This window comes from Phytobacter sp. (genome assembly GCF_059074235.1).
Window position 1 is genome coordinate 351,592 of sequence record NZ_JCACPZ010000001.1, and the last position, 18,972, is coordinate 370,563.

Annotated in this window: 19 protein-coding genes; 7 read left to right on the top strand and 12 right to left on the bottom strand. The window is 56.7% G+C overall.

Annotated features, from left to right (window positions below; all coding sequences use genetic code 11):
- Nucleotides 1-511: 511 nt before the first annotated feature.
- From AC5JPW_RS01590 to AC5JPW_RS01605, 4 genes are all read left to right on the top strand, one after another.
- Nucleotides 512-2,410, top strand: a complete 1,899-nt coding sequence (locus AC5JPW_RS01590; RefSeq protein WP_494237892.1) for a methyl-accepting chemotaxis protein — start codon at nucleotides 512-514, stop codon at nucleotides 2,408-2,410.
- Between the two features lie 143 nt (nucleotides 2,411-2,553).
- Complete coding sequence (locus AC5JPW_RS01595) at nucleotides 2,554-3,039, top strand: MarR family winged helix-turn-helix transcriptional regulator (RefSeq protein ID WP_494237893.1); 486 nt, start codon at nucleotides 2,554-2,556, stop codon at nucleotides 3,037-3,039.
- Entirely contained in the window at nucleotides 3,033-3,770 is a 738-nt protein-coding gene (locus AC5JPW_RS01600; protein WP_494237895.1) for a class I SAM-dependent methyltransferase, read from the top strand. Before AC5JPW_RS01595 ends, AC5JPW_RS01600 begins: the two co-directional genes overlap by 7 nt.
- Nucleotides 3,767-4,177, top strand: coding sequence for a thioesterase family protein (locus AC5JPW_RS01605; protein WP_494237896.1), 411 nt, complete (start codon nucleotides 3,767-3,769; stop codon nucleotides 4,175-4,177). Before AC5JPW_RS01600 ends, AC5JPW_RS01605 begins: the two co-directional genes overlap by 4 nt.
- Before the next feature lie 39 nt (nucleotides 4,178-4,216).
- On the opposite strand, the gene AC5JPW_RS01610 is transcribed toward AC5JPW_RS01605, so the two are convergent.
- Complete coding sequence (locus tag AC5JPW_RS01610) at nucleotides 4,217-5,425, bottom strand: pyridoxal phosphate-dependent aminotransferase (RefSeq protein ID WP_494237897.1); 1,209 nt, start codon at nucleotides 5,423-5,425, stop codon at nucleotides 4,217-4,219.
- Nucleotides 5,426-5,493: 68 nt separating this feature from the next.
- Between AC5JPW_RS01610 and AC5JPW_RS01615 the strand changes: the two genes are divergently transcribed.
- Nucleotides 5,494-6,591, top strand: coding sequence for a glutamine amidotransferase-related protein (locus AC5JPW_RS01615; protein WP_494237898.1), 1,098 nt, complete (start codon nucleotides 5,494-5,496; stop codon nucleotides 6,589-6,591).
- Here the strand turns inward: AC5JPW_RS01615 and AC5JPW_RS01620 are convergent.
- Genes AC5JPW_RS01620 through AC5JPW_RS01650 form a run of 7 tightly spaced genes read right to left on the bottom strand, consistent with a single transcriptional unit; the run spans nucleotide 6,575 to nucleotide 13,251 of the window.
- A complete protein-coding gene (locus tag AC5JPW_RS01620) occupies nucleotides 6,575-7,498 on the bottom strand; it encodes a dihydrodipicolinate synthase family protein (protein WP_494237899.1) in 924 nt (307 codons plus the stop codon). The two genes, AC5JPW_RS01615 and AC5JPW_RS01620, sit on opposite strands and share 17 nt — an antisense overlap.
- A 9-nt stretch (nucleotides 7,499-7,507) precedes the next feature.
- A complete protein-coding gene (locus AC5JPW_RS01625; protein WP_494237900.1) occupies nucleotides 7,508-8,677 on the bottom strand; it encodes a M24 family metallopeptidase in 1,170 nt (389 codons plus the stop codon).
- Nucleotides 8,664-9,764 (bottom strand): mandelate racemase/muconate lactonizing enzyme family protein, encoded by a 1,101-nt coding sequence (locus AC5JPW_RS01630; protein ID WP_494237901.1) that lies wholly within the window; start codon nucleotides 9,762-9,764, stop codon nucleotides 8,664-8,666. The genes AC5JPW_RS01625 and AC5JPW_RS01630 overlap by 14 nt, the downstream gene beginning before the upstream one ends.
- Nucleotides 9,761-10,936, bottom strand: coding sequence for a M20 family metallopeptidase (locus tag AC5JPW_RS01635; protein ID WP_494237902.1), 1,176 nt, complete (start codon nucleotides 10,934-10,936; stop codon nucleotides 9,761-9,763). The genes AC5JPW_RS01630 and AC5JPW_RS01635 overlap by 4 nt, the downstream gene beginning before the upstream one ends.
- Before the next feature lie 14 nt (nucleotides 10,937-10,950).
- Nucleotides 10,951-11,691, bottom strand: coding sequence for an amino acid ABC transporter ATP-binding protein (locus AC5JPW_RS01640; RefSeq protein WP_494237903.1), 741 nt, complete (start codon nucleotides 11,689-11,691; stop codon nucleotides 10,951-10,953).
- Nucleotides 11,688-12,413 carry an amino acid ABC transporter permease gene (locus AC5JPW_RS01645; protein WP_494237904.1) on the bottom strand — a complete coding sequence of 242 codons (726 nt, stop codon included), beginning with the start codon at nucleotides 12,411-12,413 and terminating at the stop codon, nucleotides 11,688-11,690. The genes AC5JPW_RS01640 and AC5JPW_RS01645 overlap by 4 nt, the downstream gene beginning before the upstream one ends.
- A 28-nt stretch (nucleotides 12,414-12,441) precedes the next feature.
- Nucleotides 12,442-13,251 (bottom strand): ABC transporter substrate-binding protein, encoded by an 810-nt coding sequence (locus AC5JPW_RS01650; RefSeq protein ID WP_494237905.1) that lies wholly within the window; start codon nucleotides 13,249-13,251, stop codon nucleotides 12,442-12,444.
- 191 nt (nucleotides 13,252-13,442) lie between these two features.
- Here AC5JPW_RS01650 and AC5JPW_RS01655 point away from each other — a divergent pair, with 191 nt between their 5' ends.
- The gene (locus AC5JPW_RS01655) at nucleotides 13,443-14,339 is read left to right on the top strand and encodes a GntR family transcriptional regulator (RefSeq protein WP_494237906.1); all 897 of its coding nucleotides are present in this window, start codon (nucleotides 13,443-13,445) and stop codon (nucleotides 14,337-14,339) included.
- A gap of 51 nt (nucleotides 14,340-14,390) precedes the next feature.
- Nucleotides 14,391-15,176 carry an SDR family oxidoreductase gene (locus tag AC5JPW_RS01660; RefSeq protein WP_494237907.1) on the top strand — a complete coding sequence of 262 codons (786 nt, stop codon included), beginning with the start codon at nucleotides 14,391-14,393 and terminating at the stop codon, nucleotides 15,174-15,176.
- A gap of 11 nt (nucleotides 15,177-15,187) precedes the next feature.
- On the opposite strand, the gene AC5JPW_RS01665 is transcribed toward AC5JPW_RS01660, so the two are convergent.
- From AC5JPW_RS01665 to AC5JPW_RS01680, 4 genes are all read right to left on the bottom strand, one after another.
- Nucleotides 15,188-15,895: a helix-turn-helix transcriptional regulator gene (locus AC5JPW_RS01665; protein ID WP_494237909.1), complete on the bottom strand. Its 708-nt coding sequence runs from the start codon at nucleotides 15,893-15,895 to the stop codon at nucleotides 15,188-15,190.
- Nucleotides 15,896-15,928: 33 nt separating this feature from the next.
- Nucleotides 15,929-16,294 (bottom strand): VOC family protein, encoded by a 366-nt coding sequence (locus AC5JPW_RS01670; protein ID WP_494237910.1) that lies wholly within the window; start codon nucleotides 16,292-16,294, stop codon nucleotides 15,929-15,931.
- Between the two features lie 242 nt (nucleotides 16,295-16,536).
- Nucleotides 16,537-17,889, bottom strand: a complete 1,353-nt coding sequence (gene gorA / locus AC5JPW_RS01675; RefSeq protein ID WP_494237911.1) for a glutathione-disulfide reductase — start codon at nucleotides 17,887-17,889, stop codon at nucleotides 16,537-16,539.
- A gap of 96 nt (nucleotides 17,890-17,985) precedes the next feature.
- Nucleotides 17,986-18,828 (bottom strand): 23S rRNA (adenine(2030)-N(6))-methyltransferase RlmJ, encoded by an 843-nt coding sequence (locus AC5JPW_RS01680; protein WP_494237912.1) that lies wholly within the window; start codon nucleotides 18,826-18,828, stop codon nucleotides 17,986-17,988.
- Nucleotides 18,829-18,972 lie beyond the last annotated feature (144 nt).

Here is an 18,972-nt window from a genome sequence, read left to right on the forward strand (position 1 = left end):
AAAAGCTGTCAGCCTCAATATCGGGCTGACAGAGTTTTTGCGATTGGATTCCTGCTAACACCTCTTTGCCCCGTCTTTTCCGCTCGTATTAAATCCGCAACACCGAAACACTTTTTAAATTTGCGTTAAGTGAATTTCGAATGAAACTACATGTAGGTTGCTGCTCGCTTAACATTGCACGCGGTTTGTTTGGGTAAGGATAACGTGCCTGGAAATGAAAAAAAAAGAACTCAATAACCCTTTTCCGCTCCGTTTCATGAGGATCTTCTCATACTGTTCAACACGGTATTGATAACATCTTCTCAGGTTAATCAGTGAAGGAGTTGGACCTGACTTTCAACATTTTGGTTATCGGAAAGGTATCAGAACATAAACCAGGATTTGTTTTTTTAAAACGCCATTTTGCCATGTGGAATACGCTTTTATATGAAACCGTAGCACTATTTAGATTAAAGAAATTCTATTAATTGTCGTTATACCCACTAATTCAACCAGACCGAGTGCTGCCATTATGACATGGAAAAATACACAGGGCCGGATCGGCCTGCTCCTTATAAGTTTTTTCGTTATTTTACTGATGGTTACCTGGATTGTTATTAAACAATTTGTCTCTCCACAGATTATTGAAACGGAGACTAAAAATATTCAGGCAACGGTTGAATTGCAAAGTGATGCCATTAAAGAGCAAATGAACCGTGTTAAAGCGCAGCAACGTGCCATTACTGAACTGGTTGTTGCATTACAAAGTGAACAGATTGATGAGTTATTACCGCAACTCGTTAATCAGTATGGAGATTTAAATGTCTTCGGTGGTGGAATCTGGCCATTACCGGGCCAGCGTGACCCGGCGCGTGACAAATTCAGTACCTTCTATGCACGTAATTCCAGCGGCACTCTTCAGGTCAACACCGTCTGGAACCAGCCTGAATCGGCAAAATACTGGGAACAGCCCTGGTATAAAGACGGCCTGAGCGCACCGAAAGGGGAATGTGCCTGGGCAAAAGCCTACCAGGACGCCGCCAGCCCGCAGCCACGTACTAACTGCGCCATGGCAATTACCAAAGACGGTAAAGCCTGGGGTGTGGCAACCATCGACGTGACGCTGGGCTTCTTTAACCAGTTGGCCGTGGACATGGGTAAAGCCGTAGGTGGCAGCGTACTGATCGTTGAAGCGGACGGCAAAATCGTCGGCAACGGCTCATCTGTACAAGACAAACCGGCGCTGTCGAACGTGCGTGACCTCAATCTCCCGTCCTCTTCTGCTTTAAGCACCTTGCTGGCGAAAGGCAGCAAGACGGAAATCACTGGCACGTATGATGGCCCGGACGGTGCACACACGCTGCTGGTCCTGCCGATTAGCGGTAGCCCGTGGTTGATGGCGGTCGATATTCCAAGCAGCCAACTGGTGAGCATGTCTGACGCCATTATGACCAAACTCACCATCGTGCAGACCGTGATTGGCCTGCTGATCGTGTTAATCATGATGGTCATCGTGCGTAATATTTTCCGCAATGTGACGCTGCTCAACCGCAACATTGAAGCGCTCTCCAGCGGCGGTGCCGATTTAACGCAGCGCCTGGTGGAAAGTAAGAGCCCTGAATTCAATGCCATTATCAATAACTTTAACAATTTCATCTCCTTCCTCAATGAACTGATGCGACAGGTTGGCAGCAGCTCGATGGCGATCTCTTCTGCGTCGCGCGAAATTGCCAGCGGCAACCTGAACCTGTCTTCGCGTACCGAAGAGCAGTCGTCGTCGATTGTGGAAACGGCGGCCTCGATGGAAGAGCTCACCAGCACCGTGCGCCAGAATGCTGAGAACGCACTGCAGGCGAATAAGCTGGCGGTTGAAGCAACGCAGGCGGCGAAGAAAGGGGCCAGCGTGGTAAACCAGGTGGTGTCGACGATGAATAACATCAACGACTCTTCCTCAAAAGTGGTGGAAATCATCAGTGTGATCGACGGCATTGCCTTCCAGACCAACATCCTTGCCCTTAACGCGGCGGTGGAAGCGGCACGTGCAGGCGAGCATGGACGAGGGTTTGCGGTGGTTGCAGGGGAAGTGCGTTCCCTGGCGCAGCGCAGTGCCCGCTCCGCGCAGGAGATCAAAAAGCTGATTGAAGAGTCCGTCAGTAGTATTGAGCAGGGCAGTGGGCTGGTGCGTCAGGCTGGCACCAACATGGATGGCCTGATGGAAAAAGTGGAAAGCGTGAACGTCCTGATTTCGGAAATCAGCTCCTCAAGCGATGAGCAGAGCCGTGGGATCGCGCAGATCAACATCGCCATTAACCAGCTCGATAGCGCTACGCAGCAGAATGCCGCGCTGGTTGAGCAGGTCGCGGCCGCCGCCCAGTCGATGGAAGAGCAGACCGTACAGCTCGAAAACGTCGTTGGTAGCTTCAAACTCTGAGTGTAAAACAGGGCCGACCCGCAAGGGTCGGTCATCTCGCTTCTCTCCTTCAGCACATTTCCCTCATCAATGAATATCAGATTTACCTATTGTCAGAAAAATACATTAGCGCTAATGTATTTTCTCACTTTGAGGATTCTTGCATGCAAAACACCCCAGGACTTGGCGAACTGCTGCGCTACGTGTCCGATCTCGTCGACAGCGGTTCTGAAAAAACCTACCGCGACATGGCGATAACGTATCGACCCCGGTTTACTCCCGTGCTGCGGGCGATGGCGGCGGGCGCACAGACCGTTACGGACATCACCGCGCAGACATTTTTAACCCAGGGGGCCATCAGTCAGTCGGTCACCATGATGGAAAAAGAGGGCATTCTGCACAAAGTGGCGCTGGAAGACGGGCGCAAAAGCCGCCTGCAGCTCACCGATCAAGGGGATGCGCTGGTGTCGGAACTGCAACCGCACTGGCAGACGTTGTTTGTGGCTATCGAGCAACTGGAGAAAGAGACCGGGCACCCGCTGCTCACCATTCTTCAGGACACTGCCCGTGCGCTGGAGAAGCAGGGTTTCGATGAGCGTATTCGTCTGGCGAAAACGCGTCACACAGACGAGGGTGAAACAGCATGCTGAACTGGTTTGAAAGCGGTGGTGAAAACTATGCACGTTATCGCCCGGAATACCCGGAGGTGCTGCTGGAGTACCTGGCGTCTATCACTCCGGCTCATCACCATGCGCTGGATGTGGGCTGCGGCACGGGGCAGTTGACCCGCCTGCTGGCTTGCGCCTTTGACAAGGTGACCGGCATCGACCCCAGTCAAACTCAAATCGACAATGCTGAGTCTCATGTGCGTATCGACTACCGCGTAGGGCCTGCTGAGCAACTGCCCGCAGATTTGCACGGTATCAACCTCGTCACTGTTGCCCAGGCGGCGCACTGGTTCGATTTACCTGCCTTTTATCGCGAAGTGAAGCGGGTGGCGGCACCGGGCGCGACGTTGGCGCTCATCAGCTACGGTGTTCTTAACCCTGATGAGGTCATCCGGGCGCGGTTTCTGCAGTTTTACTATGACGAAATCGGCCCGTTCTGGCCGCCGGAAAGGCAACTGGTGGACAACGGCTACCGGGGAATTGCATTTCCCTTTACTGAGCAAAGTGCACCGGCCATGGCGATCCGCCTGCACTGGGATCTGGAGGCGCTGATGGGCTATCTCTCCACCTGGTCGGCGGTGAAACGTGCGCGCGACGCGGGGAAGGAATACCTGTTGGTGCGTTTTTACGACGACGTCCGTCAACTCTGGGGCAACCCGTTACAGGTACGCACTTTTAGCTGGCCTATAAACTTACGCGCAGGAACAGTATGACTACACTCCCACTCAACGTTGGGCTGATTCATCAGGAACAGTTCACCGTGGAACCCCGCCACACCGTGCCGCAGGTTGAGACGCAATGGCCCGGTTTTCAGGATATGCCGCCGCTGCTGGCAACCGCCATGATGATCGGGTTTATGGAGCAGACCTGCATTCAGGCGCTCCGTCCGTTTTTAGAGCCCGGAGAACACACGCTGGGCATTGCGGTGGACGTGAGCCACGATGCACCCACGCTGGCAGGCAACACCGTGACTGCAACCGTCGAACTGGTAAAACGTGAAGGCAAAATTCTCTATTTTGCGGTGAATTGCCACGATAATAACGGACTTATCGGTAAAGGGATGCACAAGCGGGCGATCATCCAGGTCGAACGCTTTATGCAACGATTACAAGGGCAGTAACGGAGGTGCCGTCGGGGTTTGGACCTGACGGCAGCGTGGTTAGCGCAGTAAAGCACACGCCTTTTCAATGCGCTGGCAGGCCGTTTCCAACAGGCCGTCTTCCACCGCATAGGCAATGCGCAAATAACCCGGTGTACCAAAGGCTGAACCGTGCAGCACGGCAACCTGGGTGTGGGCGAGCAGCCAGTTAGCTAACGCCTTATCGCTGTCCAGCGTTTCGCCTTCCGGCGTGACGCGCCCCATCAATGCCTGACAGTTCGCGAAAATGTAGAACGCCCCTTCCGGTGTCCTGGCGCTCAGGCCGTCGGTGGCGGTAATCATCGCCAGTACCCGCTGACGACGTTTATCGAGCGTCGCTAACCAACCCTCGAAGAACGTTGCCGGGTGGTTCAGGGCGGCGACCGCTGCCGCCTGCGAAATGCTGCTGGGGTTGGAGGTGCTCTGCGATTGCAGGATCTGCATGGCAGCGATGAGCCACTGCGGGCCGCCTGCATAACCCAGACGCCAGCCGGTCATGGCATGGCTTTTTGACACGCCATTGACCGTCAGCGTGCGCGAGGCCAGATGGGGTGCCGCTTCGGCAAAGGTGGTGAACGGCGTGTGGTCGTAGCGCAGCGGCTCATAAATATCGTCGGCCATCACCAGCACCTGCGGGTAATCTGCCAGCACCTCTGCCAGCGCGGACAGCTCCTGCTTGCTGTAAATCGCCCCGGTAGGGTTACCGGGTGAGTTGAGAATCAACCAGCGTGTTGAGGGGGTTAACGCCGCCGCCAGTTTCTCCGGGGTCAGCTTCCAGCCGTGTGCTTCTTCGCAGGGCACAATCACCGGCTCACCTTCAGCCAGCGCCACCATGTCCGGGTATGACACCCAGTATGGGGCGGGAATTATCACCTGTTGGCCCGCATCCAGGGTGGCGAGAAAAGCGTTGAAAATAAGCTGTTTGGCACCGCTCCCGGCAATGATCTCTTCCGGGCGATATGTCAGTTGATTATCGCGAGCAAATTTTGCCGCAATGGCCGATTTCAGTGCTGCTGTACCCGCCACCGCCGTGTATTTGGTCTGGTGTTGCACGATGGCTTCAATGCCCGCGTAGCTGATGTGTGCAGGGGTGGCAAAATCCAGTTCCCCTTCACCGAGATTAATCACCTGCTTGCCTGCCGCTTCGAGTGCACGCACCTGGTCGGAAATGGCTGCCGTCGGGGAAGGGCGTACCGATTGCATACGACGGGCCGTTTGACTGTTATTCATAAATCCTCTTTTGTATCTAATGAATCAATTAATACAATTAAGCACCCAACATCAGCAGGAAAATTGCCGTGTCACCGATCTTTATTCTCGATAACGCCTCTGTTCCCGCCCGCTTTGGCATTACTGCCAGCCTGTGGGCCAATCGTCTGGGCTTGCCCTTATGGAGCCTGCGCCCTGAATTTGCTGGCGATGTGCCCGACAGCCACCAGCACGTCATTCGCACCGGGTATTGCGTCACCAGCGGCCTCTGGCGCAGTGACACGTTGCGCGAAGAGGTGCGTGATGTGGCGCAGTTACCCACCTCTGACGCAGTCGTTGTGCTGGCGGAAGCCGATATACACCGGATTGCCTCACTCATCGGCACGCGTCTGTACAGCGACGATCGTGACGGCAACCTGACCCTGCGGGAGGGCACTCAAACCCTGCTACGCCTGACCACTGACCGTTTTGGGCGCTGGCTCACCACAAAACCTGGCGAAGCGGGGGCATCGCTGCGCATTGGTCTGGTGGGGCGCGAGGCTGACCACCGCCTGGTCTATCCCGCCACACTCGGCTCACTAGGCGATGCTGCCAGTGCTCTGGGCTTTGACCTCGACGTGCATTTTCTGCCGCCCGCAGAGCTGTCTGACGGCTTGCAGGAGCTGGATGCACTCCACGGCGTGGTGCTGCCGGGAGGCGCTTCCATGGCGGTGGTCAACGGGCAGATCCGCGTGGCGCAGGAGACCCTGACCCGCCGGTTGCCCACCCTCGGTCTGTGCCTTGGCATGCAGAGCATGATGACCGCCGCCGTACGCCAGTCAGCCGGTTATGAGCAGGCCATCCTGGCGGAAGTCGCGCCCGATGCTGCCCACCACAGCTTTGTGGCCTTTGCCGATGGCCGCCATCGCTGCGGCGTGCTGCCCTTTACCTCAACCTTGCTGCCGGGCAACACGGCGCATATGCACTACAACCACCGTTACCGTTTTAACCCGCAATTCCTGCCGCAGCTTGCCGCGAGCGGCGTGCAAATCAGCGCCCAAACCGACGATATCGTTGAGGGCATCTCCCTGCCTGAACACCCGTTCTGGCACGGTGTTCAGGGGCATCCGGAACTGATGTCCCGCCCGGATGCGCCCCATCCGCTGTTTACGGCGTTGCTACTGACGGCACTTAGCGCGCAAGGGTGACGCCAGTGCGCGGGTCGCTGGCGAGGGCCTGCATCACGCGGGTCAACTCTGCCAGCGCCGCTTCAGAGACCGGCTTTAACGGTTCGCGCACGGTGCCGCCGTTAAAGCCGCGCAGTGCCATCGCCGCTTTCACCAGTTGTGGCTGCCCGTGTTTACGCGCCAGCGCACGGTAGTCGTACCACATCTGGTGCAAATCACGTGCGGTAGCGGCATCACCCTGTTCCACGGCGCGGAAAGTGTTGATGATGATTTCCGGCAGTGCACCGCTGTTGGTGGTGCTGATGCCGTCAAAGCCCGCCATCATAGGCCCGAGGAAGGCCAGGTCTGAGGCACAGAACAGGCGCAGACGCCCGCGCAGGCGGTTAGCAATCTGGTCGATAGCCGTCGGGTTCAGATCGCCTTGCTTGATTCCGACCACGTTCGGGATATCTGCCAGCTCATCGAGTAGCGCCGGAGAGAGGGTGATGCCGATACCCGGCGCGTTGTAGACGAGAATGCCGGTTTTGGATAACGGGGCCATTTCTTTGAAATAGCTGATGATTTGCGCGTCAGTGATTTCGCTGACAAAAGGCGCTGTCACCATCGGCAGGCCACCGAGGTCGCTCGCCAGAATCGTCAGTTCACGGGCATCACGCGGGTCAGAACTGGCGCTGCACAACATCACCGGAATGCGATCGCCCACGCAGGCCATCACTTCAGTAAACAGTTCGCGGCGCTCTGCCACTGTCATCACCGGAAACTCACCGTAGGTGCCGCCAATCAGCAGTCCGTCATAACCTAATCCGATGACGCGCTCGATGTTCTCGCGCAGGGCCGGGAAATCAATCGCTCCCTGGGCGTCAAAAGGGGTCACGGTGATATTGAAGATGCCCCGCAGGCGTTCACGACATTCGTTAAAATCTTTCATTTTTATTCCTTACAGCAGAGTTAATGGGCGAGCCAGGCTACCAAGCTGGCGATATCCGGTTTCGGTCACCACCACGGTTTCACTGACGCCGACGGTGAATTCACCGTAAATGCGCAGGGCCGGGGGGATGTGGAAGGTCATGCCAGGTTGCAGCTCGGTGGTGACACCGCTGTACAAACTGAGGATTCCGCCTTCGCCCCAGTCGGGAGCAAAGGCCACACCGATGGAGTAACCGGTGCGTTTTTTAAAGTTGTCGGTAAAGCCGGCGCGGTCGATGACCTTCTGGCAGGCCAGGTGTGGCGCTTCACAGGTGGCACCCGGACGAATCGCGTCCAGCGCGGCCTGCAAAGCTTCCTGGCACACTTTTTCCATTTCCAGAGCGATGGCCGGTGGGCGACCGAGCCAGGCGGAACGCATCAGCGCGGCGTGGTAACGATCGTGGGCGGCAGACATCTCCAGGAAGACCGGGTCGTTGTCCTGCATCACGCGGCGACGCCAGGTACCGTGTGGCACGCCGCTGCGTGGGCCGGTGGAAACCAGCGGCTCCATGCCGACATACTCAGAACCCGCAGCAATAGCGGCACCCATCATGGCGGAGACCAGCGCGTTTTCGTCCGCACCGCTGCGAATGGCCGCCATCCCGGCACGCATCCCGGCATCGACATAGCGCGCTGCAGCAGCGATTTTGTCCACCTCGGCGGCGGATTTCACCGCGCGCAATGGCTCGATGACGCCAGCGGTATCAGCGATGGTGCCGAGTTTCGATTGCAGCAGTTCATACACCGCAATTGGCAGGAACCAGCCGCGTTTGTCCAGCCCGATGCGCTTGTTGAGCCAGCCGCGCTGTTGCAGCATGCCCACCAGGAAATCCACCGGGTTATCACCGTCCTGATAGACGGCGGCGTCAGAAATAAAGGTGTTGGCGATAAAGTTAAAATATTCGAGCTGGCGAATCACAAACACCGGTTCCCCTTCTACCGGCAACAGCAGCGCCTGGAAGGTGTAATAACCGGGTGTTTGCTGACCGGTTAACCAGAAGATGTTCTCCGGCCCGGTGACTATCATCACATCCACGCCCGCCTGGCTTAAGCGCTCGCGGGTGCGCCGAATGCGCTGTGCATATTCGTCAGCACCAAATGCCGACTCACTGCCCTGAATTACGTTGTTAACATCTTGCATCACTAAACTCCTGAAGGAAGGTGGCTTGCGCGGCGTCGAACTGCACGCCCAGGCCGGGAGAATCGTTGACGGCGACAGCGCCATGCTGGTAGTTAAGCCCACTGACCGGATCGTCGGTTAAACCGTCTGCGCCATACAGTTCGGCAAAATCGGGTTGTACTACCCGGCAAAGCTGGAGGGCAGCGGCGGTGGCGGCATGGCCTTCATTCATCTGCCCGACCATAAAGGGCACACCTGCCGCCTGGAGTCGTTTTGCCGCTGCGAGCGTTGGAGCGATCCCGCCCAGTTTCACCAGCTTGAGATGGCCCCACAGTGCCCCTTTGGCCGCCACTAAACGGTCAATGGCCGTCTCGCTATTGAGGCTTTCATCAAGCATGACTGGAATGCCGTAGTCGTAGAGCTCCGGCAATTGGGCGTCATGTGCCGGGCTTAAGGGTTGTTCGATGTAGCTCAGTGCCAGTTCACGAAGCTGAGGAAAGGCCTTGTGTGCCTGGGCCACTGACCATTGTCCGTTGACGTCGATCGCCAGTTTTATCTGCTCACCAAAGCGTTGACGAAGTGCCTGTAAGCGCGCCAGATCGGTGGCGAAATCTGCCACTCCGGTGCGTAACTTCAACTGAGTGAAGCCCCGCTCTACATAGCGCCATGCCTGGTCGAGCATCTGCGCTTCGCTCCCCCAGAACAGCGTCTGATTTGTGGGCCAGGATAGCGGGCTGTGATGTGCGCCGAACCAGGCCGCAACGCTCTGATTTTGTTGGCGTGCCAGCAGGTCGTGCAGCGCCATGTCCAGCACCATGCGTGACGGTGCAAGCAGGGCATTACCCGGTGCGTGCACGGTAGCGAGCAGCATATGCGCGCTCTGCTGCCAGTCCCATCCGGCGAGCATCGTCAGCAGGTTGTCCAGTACCTGGGTTTCGCTGTAGCCGTGCAGGTAACGGATGTTGAGCCGCACTTCACCGATGCCCGTGACGCCCTGGTCTTCGAGTTGCAGCCAGAGGGTGTCGAGTGCGGTAACCGCGCCGGAGGCCGCGGTGTGCAGCGTGACCCCGGCATAGTGCAGATCTCCCCGGAAAAGTTGCGCTTTCACGACGCCGACTCCACCGGCAGCATCGCCAGCGCGATATCAATGTAGATATGCGCTGCGGCGATGAACTCATCGATGGGCACGAACTCATCAGGTTTATGCGCCACCGCCAGTGAGCCTGGGCCAATCACCACACCTTTTGCCCCCAGCGAGCGGAAATGGACGAGGTCGCAACCGCCCTGGAAACCGAAGGGACCGGGTTCGTTCTGCCCATGTCGGCGGCAGGCTACCAGGCTTTGCTCAACAATGGTTTCGCTGCTGTCGGTTTGGGTTGCCCCACCGGTAGTGGGCTGCCAGGCGATGATTTCGGCTTCCACACCCGCATGGGTATGGGCATGGTCCAGGAGTTGCTGTAATTCAGCTTTGACGACCTCTTCGTCTTCGCCCGGCACCATGCGGCGGTCGAGCAGCAGTTCGCAGCTGTCCGGCACCACGTTGTCGGCATGGCCGCCGTGAATACGTGTGACCGTCAGGCTGGCGTTACCGACCAGGTCGTGGCAGCGGCAGCGCACCTGCTGGTGGTGCGCCTCTTCAATCAGGCCTAACAGGCGTGCGGACTGATAAATGGCGTTGACCCCCAGTTCCGGCGTGCCGGAGTGGGCAGTGACGCCTTTGACCCGCACGCGAGGGCGCAGGCTGCCTTTATGGGCCGAGAAGGTGGCGTTGGAGGTCGGTTCACCGATCACCGCGAAATCAATGGTCGGCGGGTTATCACGCACGTAGTACTTCGCCCCTTCACTGGCGACCTCTTCATCAGCGGTGAATACGCCCATCAGGGTGCCGGACCACAGGTTTCGATGCGCGACCAGTTGGCGCAGGGCTTCAATCATAGCGACCAGTGGCCCTTTGGCATCACATGAACCACGACCGTACAAGCGCCCGTCGCGTTCGGTGAGGGTGAAAGGATCGCTGCTCCAGCCGGTGCCTGCCGGGACGGTATCGATATGGGTGTTAAAGGCGAAGCAGGGGCCAGGGCCATTGCTCAGTACGGCAATCACGTTGGTGCGCCCCGGTGCGTATTCACTGAACGAAAGATCGAAACCGGCACTCATCAGCCAGTCGGCCAGACACTCGGCGGCCTCGCGCTCCTGTCCTGGCGGATTTTCCGTGTTGATCGCCACCAGCTTCGCTAAGTTCTTTTTCATGCGTGCGCTGTCAACCTGATACGTAGACATAGGTCACTCCGGGATTAATGTAATATTTGGGTCAGGAAGCGCTGTGCGCGCTCGCTGACATTGCCGGCGAAGAAATCACTGGTGTTGGCGCGATCGATAATTTCGCCGTCTTCCATAAAGAGAATTTTGTTGGCGGCCCGGCGGGCGAAGCCCATTTCATGGGTCACCACCATGCTGGTCATCCCTTCTGCACTCAGCTCTGCCATCACTTCCAGCACTTCACGGATCATCTCCGGGTCGAGTGCGGAGGTCGGTTCGTCGTAGAGCATCAGTTCGGGCTTCATAGCCAGCGCACGGGCAATGGCCACACGCTGCTGCTGCCCGCCGGACAGCTCGTCCGGGAAATGGTCAGCGCGTTCGTTAATGCGCACCTTGGCGAGCAGCTTGTCTGCCAGCTTGCGGGCGTCGATGCGGTTCATGCCCAGTACCGTCATCGGGGCCAGCATGATGTTTTCCGCCGCCGTCAGGTGGGAAAACAGCTCGTAGTTCTGGAACACCATGCCGATGCGTTGGCGCAGTTGGTGGGCGGGGACTTCGCCCCGGCTGATGTGTTGGTTAGCGAAGAACACGTCGCCGCTGTCGGCAGGCGAAAGCATGTTGACGCAGCGCAGCAGGGTGGATTTGCCTGAGCCGGATGGCCCAATCAACACCACGGTTTCACCGCGTTGAAGTTCAAGGGAACAGTTCTTCAGCACGGTCTGGCGGCCAAAGGCCTTATCAATGCCGATCATCTCCAGCAGTGGTTTCTGGCTCATGGTGCCTCCCGGGCGGTTTTCGGTAATTTAAACAGGCGGGACAACCGTTTCTGGCTCTTGCTGCGGCGCTGTTTCGGGTCCAACACACTTTCAAGCCATGACTGGAAAATCATGAATAGCGTGGTGAGCAGCAGGTAGTAGATGCCCGCGGCGCACAGCGCTTCGAAGTAACGGAAGCTGGCGCTGGCGGTCTGGTTGGCGACCAGCAGCAGTTCCTGCACGGCAATAACCGACACCAGCGCGCTCGACTTCAGCATGCTGATCATCTGGTTACCCATTGGTGGCAGAACAATGCGTGCTGCCTGAGGCAGCACGATTTTGCGCATGATTTGCCCGTTGGTCATGCCCAGCGCCATGCCGGCGGTACGCTGGCCGCTTTTCACGGCCTGCAAGCCTGAGCGCAGGATTTCCGCCATATAGGCGCCTTCATTAAGGGAAAGCGCCAGCACTGCACAGGTAAACGCGGAGAAGCGTAAGCCGAAGCCAGGCAGCACGTTGTAGACGAAGATTATCTGGAACAGCACTGGCGTCCCGCGAAACAGCCACAGGTAGAAAAAGGCCAGCCCTTTTCCGGCGCGAAACGGCGATTCCTGCAATAACGCCAGCACCAGACCCAGCACCACGCCACACAACAGTGAGCAGAGGGTAATTAGCAGCGTCATCCACGCACCCTGAATAAACTCGGGTGAGAGGAAGTACTGCCACATAAGTTCAATCGACATAGCTTTCTCCGGTTAATGGCAAAACGATTTAGAAAATGGCAACGGAGTCAGGGAAGTTCCATTTCTCAATCAGTTGCTTGTAGGTGCCATTCTTGACGAGGCCCTGAAGGCCTTTCTCCAGCAGGGCATGGGTGGCGGTGTCGCCTTTGCGCACGGCAAACGCGATGTGGGTATCAGCTTCGAATTCATCACCAACGGCTTCGAACATGCCCGCTTTTTCGGTTAACAGCGCGACGGTACCTGGAGTAGAGAGGAACTCAGCATCCGCACGCCCCTGTGAGACGGCGACGGCAGAGTCGGTGGCCGCCGGGAAAGTCATCACGTTAATGGCCGGCTTTTTGGCATCCAGGCAGCGCTGATTATCCGCACGAGCCTGGCTCTCTTCGATCCCGCCCAGGGTCACGGCGATGTTTTTGCCACACAGGGAAAGGTCACGTCCGGTAATGCCTGCCGGATTGCCTTTACGTACCACCACGCGGCTACCGATTTTCAGATAGGGCACGAAATCGACCTGTGCTGCACGAGTCGGGTTGACGTACATCGCAGAGTTAATGATGTCGAGGCGTTTGCCCTGGAGTGCAGGAATCAGCCCTTTGAATTCCATCGGCATGGGTGCTGGCGTCAGTTTGATCTCTTTGCTCAGCGCGTTGATCAGGTCGATATCGAAACCGGTAAGCTTGCCCTCTTTAACAAATTCAAACGGCATAAAGGTGGCTGCTGTCCCGTAGGTGAGCTTGCCCGGGGCGATGGTTTCTGCTGCCTGGCTTGCCAGTGGGAATACGGTCAGCGCGAACATCAAAGTACGTACGCGGCGAAACAGTAAAGAATTGCTGGACATAGTCGTCTCCTGGTTAAGGTCTAAATTGAATTTAGTGAGTCAATAAATACAATTGCGTATGTGAAAAAAATGTCTCATCCTGGTGCGCCTTGCACGTTAACCGTGCAGTCCTTGCTTTGTTTTGCTGCGTTTTGTTGCCCGTGCTATTGTATCTTTCGACCACAATAATGCATTTCAGGGAACCGTTCTCCATGCAGCCTGACTCCACTGCGAGCAGTCGCCGGATAGCCCGGCAAATACTCGACCTGATATCTGAAGCAAGATTCGATCCAGGTCATCATCTACGTGAACAACATCTTGCCGATGCGCTGGGTGTTTCGCGTACGCCGGTGCGTGCCGGGCTTAAAGAATTGACCCGCATGGGGGCGGTTGAGGCGCGCCCAAACCAGGGGTTTTTCCTGCTCAAGCGCAGCGATGAACTGGAGTTGCTGGAGATCGAGCAATCCAAGAGCAATGACCAGAAGCTGTATGAACAACTGGTGCATGACCGTATTGCGGGTGTGCTGCCGGAATCTTTTACTCAGACGGAAATCAGCCAGCGTTACGACGTGGATCGCGGCGTGCTGACCCGTACCCTGGTGAAGCTGTCTGAAGATGGCCTGATCGCCCGCAATGCCGGGCACGGCTGGCGTTTCCAGCAGACTCTGAACTCAGACGTGGCCCTGCGTAACAGCTACGGTTTTCGCCTGATGATTGAACCGACGGCGCTACTGACGCCCAACCTGCATGTGGACAGGCTGATGCTAAAACGTCTGCGCGCTCAGCATTTGCGACTCATCACCCACCCGGACATTACGCTGGTTCCGGCAAAAGAGATTTTCGAGACCGACGCCGCCTTTCATGAGCTGTTGGCGGAAGCCAGCGGCAACCTGTTTGTGTTGCAGGCCATTCAGCAGCAAAACCGACTGCGCCGTCTGCTGGAATTCGGCAGCTATCACAATAAGCGCCGTGTAAAAGAGTGGTGTGAAGAGCATGTTGCCATCATTGATGCCCTGCGAGAGAACAAGCAGGAGCAGGCCGCAGAATTAATGAGAAAACACCTGCAATATGCATTTGACCAGGTAAATGTTAAAAACGCCCGCGCATAACTGGCATCACTCTTGCACATATTGCTTCTGAAAATACAATCAGGAGCATTTATGGATTTTCAGATACAACAACGTGTGGCACTGGTCTGCGGTGCCGGAAGTGGACTTGGGCAGGCTATCGCTCTTTCACTGGCGCAGGAAGGGGTAAAAGTGGCGGTCACCGGGCGTAACCCGGAAAAGCTGGCCCATACCGTCGAACTGATTACCCGACAGGGCGGCACCGCACAGGCCTGGCAGCTCGACCTGGCGGCACCCGAACAGTTTGATGAGATTATTGGTGCTATTCGCCAGCACTGGGGGGATATCGATATTCTGGTCAACAACTCCGGTGGGCCACCGCCCGCGCTGGCGCAGGGGACGGACGGGGCAATCTGGCAACAGCAGTTTTCCGTGATGGTCGCCTCGCTGATTCAGCTCACCGATAAACTGTTGCCCGCCATGCGCAGCCGTGGCTGGGGACGCATTATTACTACGACCTCTTCCGGCGTGATTGCCCCTATTCCTAACCTTGCGCTCTCCAATGCGCTACGTATGAGTCTGCTCGGCTGGTCAAAAACCCTCGCCAGTGAAGTGGCGGCCGACGGCGTGACGGTGAACGTCATGGTGCCGGGGCGCATCGCCACCGACCGCGTGGGTCAACTGGATGCCATTAAAGCGAAACGGGAAAACAGCAGCGCGGAAGCGGTCGCGGAGAAAAGTCGCCAGACTATTCCGGCAGGGCGCTATGGTGAGCCGCAGGAGTACGGTGCGACAGCCGCGTTTCTCGCCAGCCAGCCCGCCAGCTACATCACCGGTGCGGTGATTCGGGTCGACGGCGGATTGATTGGCTCGATTTAGTGGGATAAGCATTACTGCTTATCGTCAGTTCTTATCGAATTCGCCTTCTGCTGGCGGATAAAATCTTCAAGGGAACGGTCGGGGCGTTCGGCAAAGGGCTTACCAGTTAGCGTTACCGCCTCACAGCGATCCAGGCGGAAGCAGCGATAATCCTGACGCAGTTCGCACCACGCTACCAGCACCCACACTTCCCCCCAGAACGACAGGCCGAGCGGATGGATAATCCGCTCAGAGCCTTCGCCTTTATCATTTTCATAACGGATCCAGACTTCATCATGCTGGCGCATGGCCTGATGGAAAACATCAAACCAGCGTCGGGCCAGCGGGTACTTGCCAAAATCCGGCGTCAGAATGCGGTTACGTTCCGCCAGAATGCGCCTGTCCGTTGGCAGCACCGCCAGCAGTTTTTCCTGCGCTGAACCCGCCGCTTTTGCCAGGGTGTCACCACTCCAGGTTTGCAGCATGCCGATGGCGGCAATCAGGGCTTCCACTTCCATACCGGTAAACATCAGCGGCGGCAGGTCAAAACCTGGCATCAGGCGGTAGCCGCACCCTGCTTCTCCCTGAACAGGCACGCCTGACAGCGACAGATCGCGAATGTCGCGATAGACGGTGCGTTCCGACACCTCCAGCCTTTCCGCCAGCATGGCCGCCGTGACCCGGCGGCGTGTGCGCAGGATCTGGACAATCTGAAAAAGCCTGTCGGCGCGGCGGCTCATGGTTGGTTTCCTGTCAGTGTGTGGTTAGCGTTTTCAGGCTGGCTGGTGCAGCCCGACTTTATTCCCTTCACTGTCGATGATAAGCGCGATGGTGCCAATATCGTTCGGTAAAATTTCTGGCCCGAAGCAGCAGGTACCGCCTTTTTCCGCCACTTTTGCCAGTGAAGCGGCGATATCTGCGGTATAGAGGTAAACCACGGTGCCACTGCTCGACGGCTGGATCATGTCTGATTTCACCAGTGCACCACCGATTGCCGGTTCCTGATAGTTAAAGACTGCCATGGACATGCCCGCGACATGCTCCTGACGAAATTGTGCATTGATGCAGTGTTCATAAAAGGCGGTTGCCCGCTGCAGGTCCTGAACCGGAATCTCAAACCAGTTGATAATGTTGCTCATTTTCTCGTCCTCATTGTGTTTTCGACAATGAGAGTGTCTCACCCCCCTCCTGACAGCATAGTGTCAGGAGTGATCGGGGATGCTGCCGGATGGCGGCTCGCTTTTTGAAGAGGGCTGGGTGGGTAAGCAGGAACGTAGGCCCGATAAGCTTGCGCCATCGGGCGTTTCTGGCAAATCGGCAAAACAAAAAAGGCGCTGAATCAGCGCCTTTTCATTCTTCACAAAAGTATTGATAACGTTGCTTAGCGCATCGTCACAAACTCTTCTGCTGCCGTTGGGTGAATAGCCACGGTGTTATCGAAGTCCTTCTTGGTGGCACCCATTTTGAGGGCGACCGCGAAGCCTTGCAGGATCTCATCCATACCGAAGCCGATGCCATGGATGCCGACAATTTTCTCTTCCGGGCCGACGCAGACTAACTTCATGCGGCACGGCTGACGGTGAGAAGTCACCGCCGTGTACATGGCGGTAAAGGACGATTTGTAGACTTTCACCAGCTCGTCACCGTACTGCTCACGCGCCTGCGGCTCGGTCAGGCCAACGGTGCCAATCGGCGGGTGGGTAAACACCACGGTCGGGATGTTGCTGTAATCCAGATGCTCATCCGGCTTGTTGTTAAACAGGCGTTCTGAGAGGCGACGGCCTGCTGCCACAGCAACGGGAGTCAGCTCAACGGCACCGGTGTTATCACCCACGGCGTAGATACCAGGAACAGAAGTATTCTGGAACTTATCGACGACGATGAAGCCTTTTTCGTCGGTTTTCACGCCAGTCACATCCAGGTTGAACGTGTCATTAGCGGGTTCGCGACCAATCGCCCAAATCAGGCAATCGACAGTCTGCGAGCGTCCATCTTCCAGTTCCAGCGTCAGGCTGCCATCGGCATTTTTGACCACTGCTTTTGGAATCGCTTCTTTGTGCAGCGTCGGGCCTTCGGCGGCCATGATTTCGACCAGCGTTTCGCTGATCATCGGGTCAAAGCTACGCAGCGGCGAATGCTTGCGCACGTACAGATGCGTCTCAGCGCCCAGACCGTTAATCACGCCAGCCAGTTCGACGGCGATATAACCCGCACCGACGACCGCCACACGTTTTGGCAGCGCAGGCAGCTCAAAGAAACCGTCGGAGTCGATACCGTATTCCGCACCCGGAATGTTCGGATGGCTCGGGCGACCACCTGTTGCGATCAGGATGTGATCGGCGGTGATCGTCTCACCATTCACTTCGATCGTGTTTGCATCAACAAAACGGGCGAATCCACGAATAACATCGACGTTATTTTTACCCAGCACGTTGTCGTACGAGGTGTGGATGCGGTCAATATAAGCCGTACGGCTTGCAACCAGCTTCGCCCAGTCGAAATGGTTAATGGAGGCGTCGAAACCGTAATCCGGGCCGTACATGTGAATGGCTTCGCGGATTTGCGCCGCATGCCACATCACTTTTTTCGGTACACAACCTACGTTCACGCAGGTACCGCCGAGCTCTTTGGCTTCAATCAGCGCGCATTTCTGGCCATACATCGCCGCACGGTTGATGGAGGCGATCCCGCCGCTGCCGCCGCCGATGGCGATATAGTCGTAATGTTTGCCCATGGTTAATTCCTTAATCCTGAACGAGGTTGAAAACTGTCGCGATTGTAGCGCGCAGCGAAGAAGGTTCCCTCAATCGCTGCAATTACTCAGGTTTTGTTACTCAGGTACAATCCAGTTTACGAGCGTGTGCCCGGTTCCGCCTGGCACCAGTGTACGGTGCAGCCATGGCAGCACGTTATTCATCTGTGCTTCTAACTTCCACGGCGGGTTAATGACGATCATACCGGAGGCGGTCATGCCCCGCTGGTCGCTGTCCGGGCGCACGGCCAGTTCAATTTGCAGAATCTTACGAATGCCGGTGGCTTCCAGCTCTTTAATCATGCGTTTGATTTGTGCACGCAGGACAACCGGATACCACAGGGCATAGGTGCCGGTGGCAAAACGCTTGTAGCCTTCATGGATGCCCGCAACCACGGCCTGGTAATCGGATTTCATCTCATACGGCGGGTCAATCAGCACCATACCGCGACGGGAAACCGGCGGCAGCTTGGCTTTCAGTTGCTGATAGCCATCAGCACGTTCAACGCGAGTACGCTCATCTTTCTGGAACTCCTGGCGCAGCAGCGGGAAGTCGCTCGGGTGCAGTTCGGTCAGGAACAGGCTGTCCTGTTCACGCAGCAACTGGCGGGCAATCAGCGGGGAACCAGGGTAGTAGCGCAGGGTGTCCGTGCGGTTAAAGTGGCGCAGTACGTTCATGTACGGCTCCAGTTCTGCTGGCAAATCGTCCTGCTGCCAGATACGCGCAATCCCTTCCAGGTACTCTCCGGTACGCTCGGCATGTTCGCCAGACAACTGATAACGCCCCGCCCCCGCATGGGTATCCAGGTAGATAAAGGGTTTATCCTTTTCTTTGAGCGATTCGATGATCAGGCTCTGAACGGTGTGTTTTAAGACGTCGGCGTGGTTGCCAGCGTGAAAGCTGTGGCGATAACTGAGCATGGAGGCAGAGATTCCAGAATATGAACGAGATTCAGCACAGTTTACCGTAGATTGCGTTGAAATGCCGTTGCCGATGCGCTTGTTTCAATTCTCTGATAAGCGTTTCAAAATTTATCCGTGTCACAAAAACGTCAAACGTCAGGT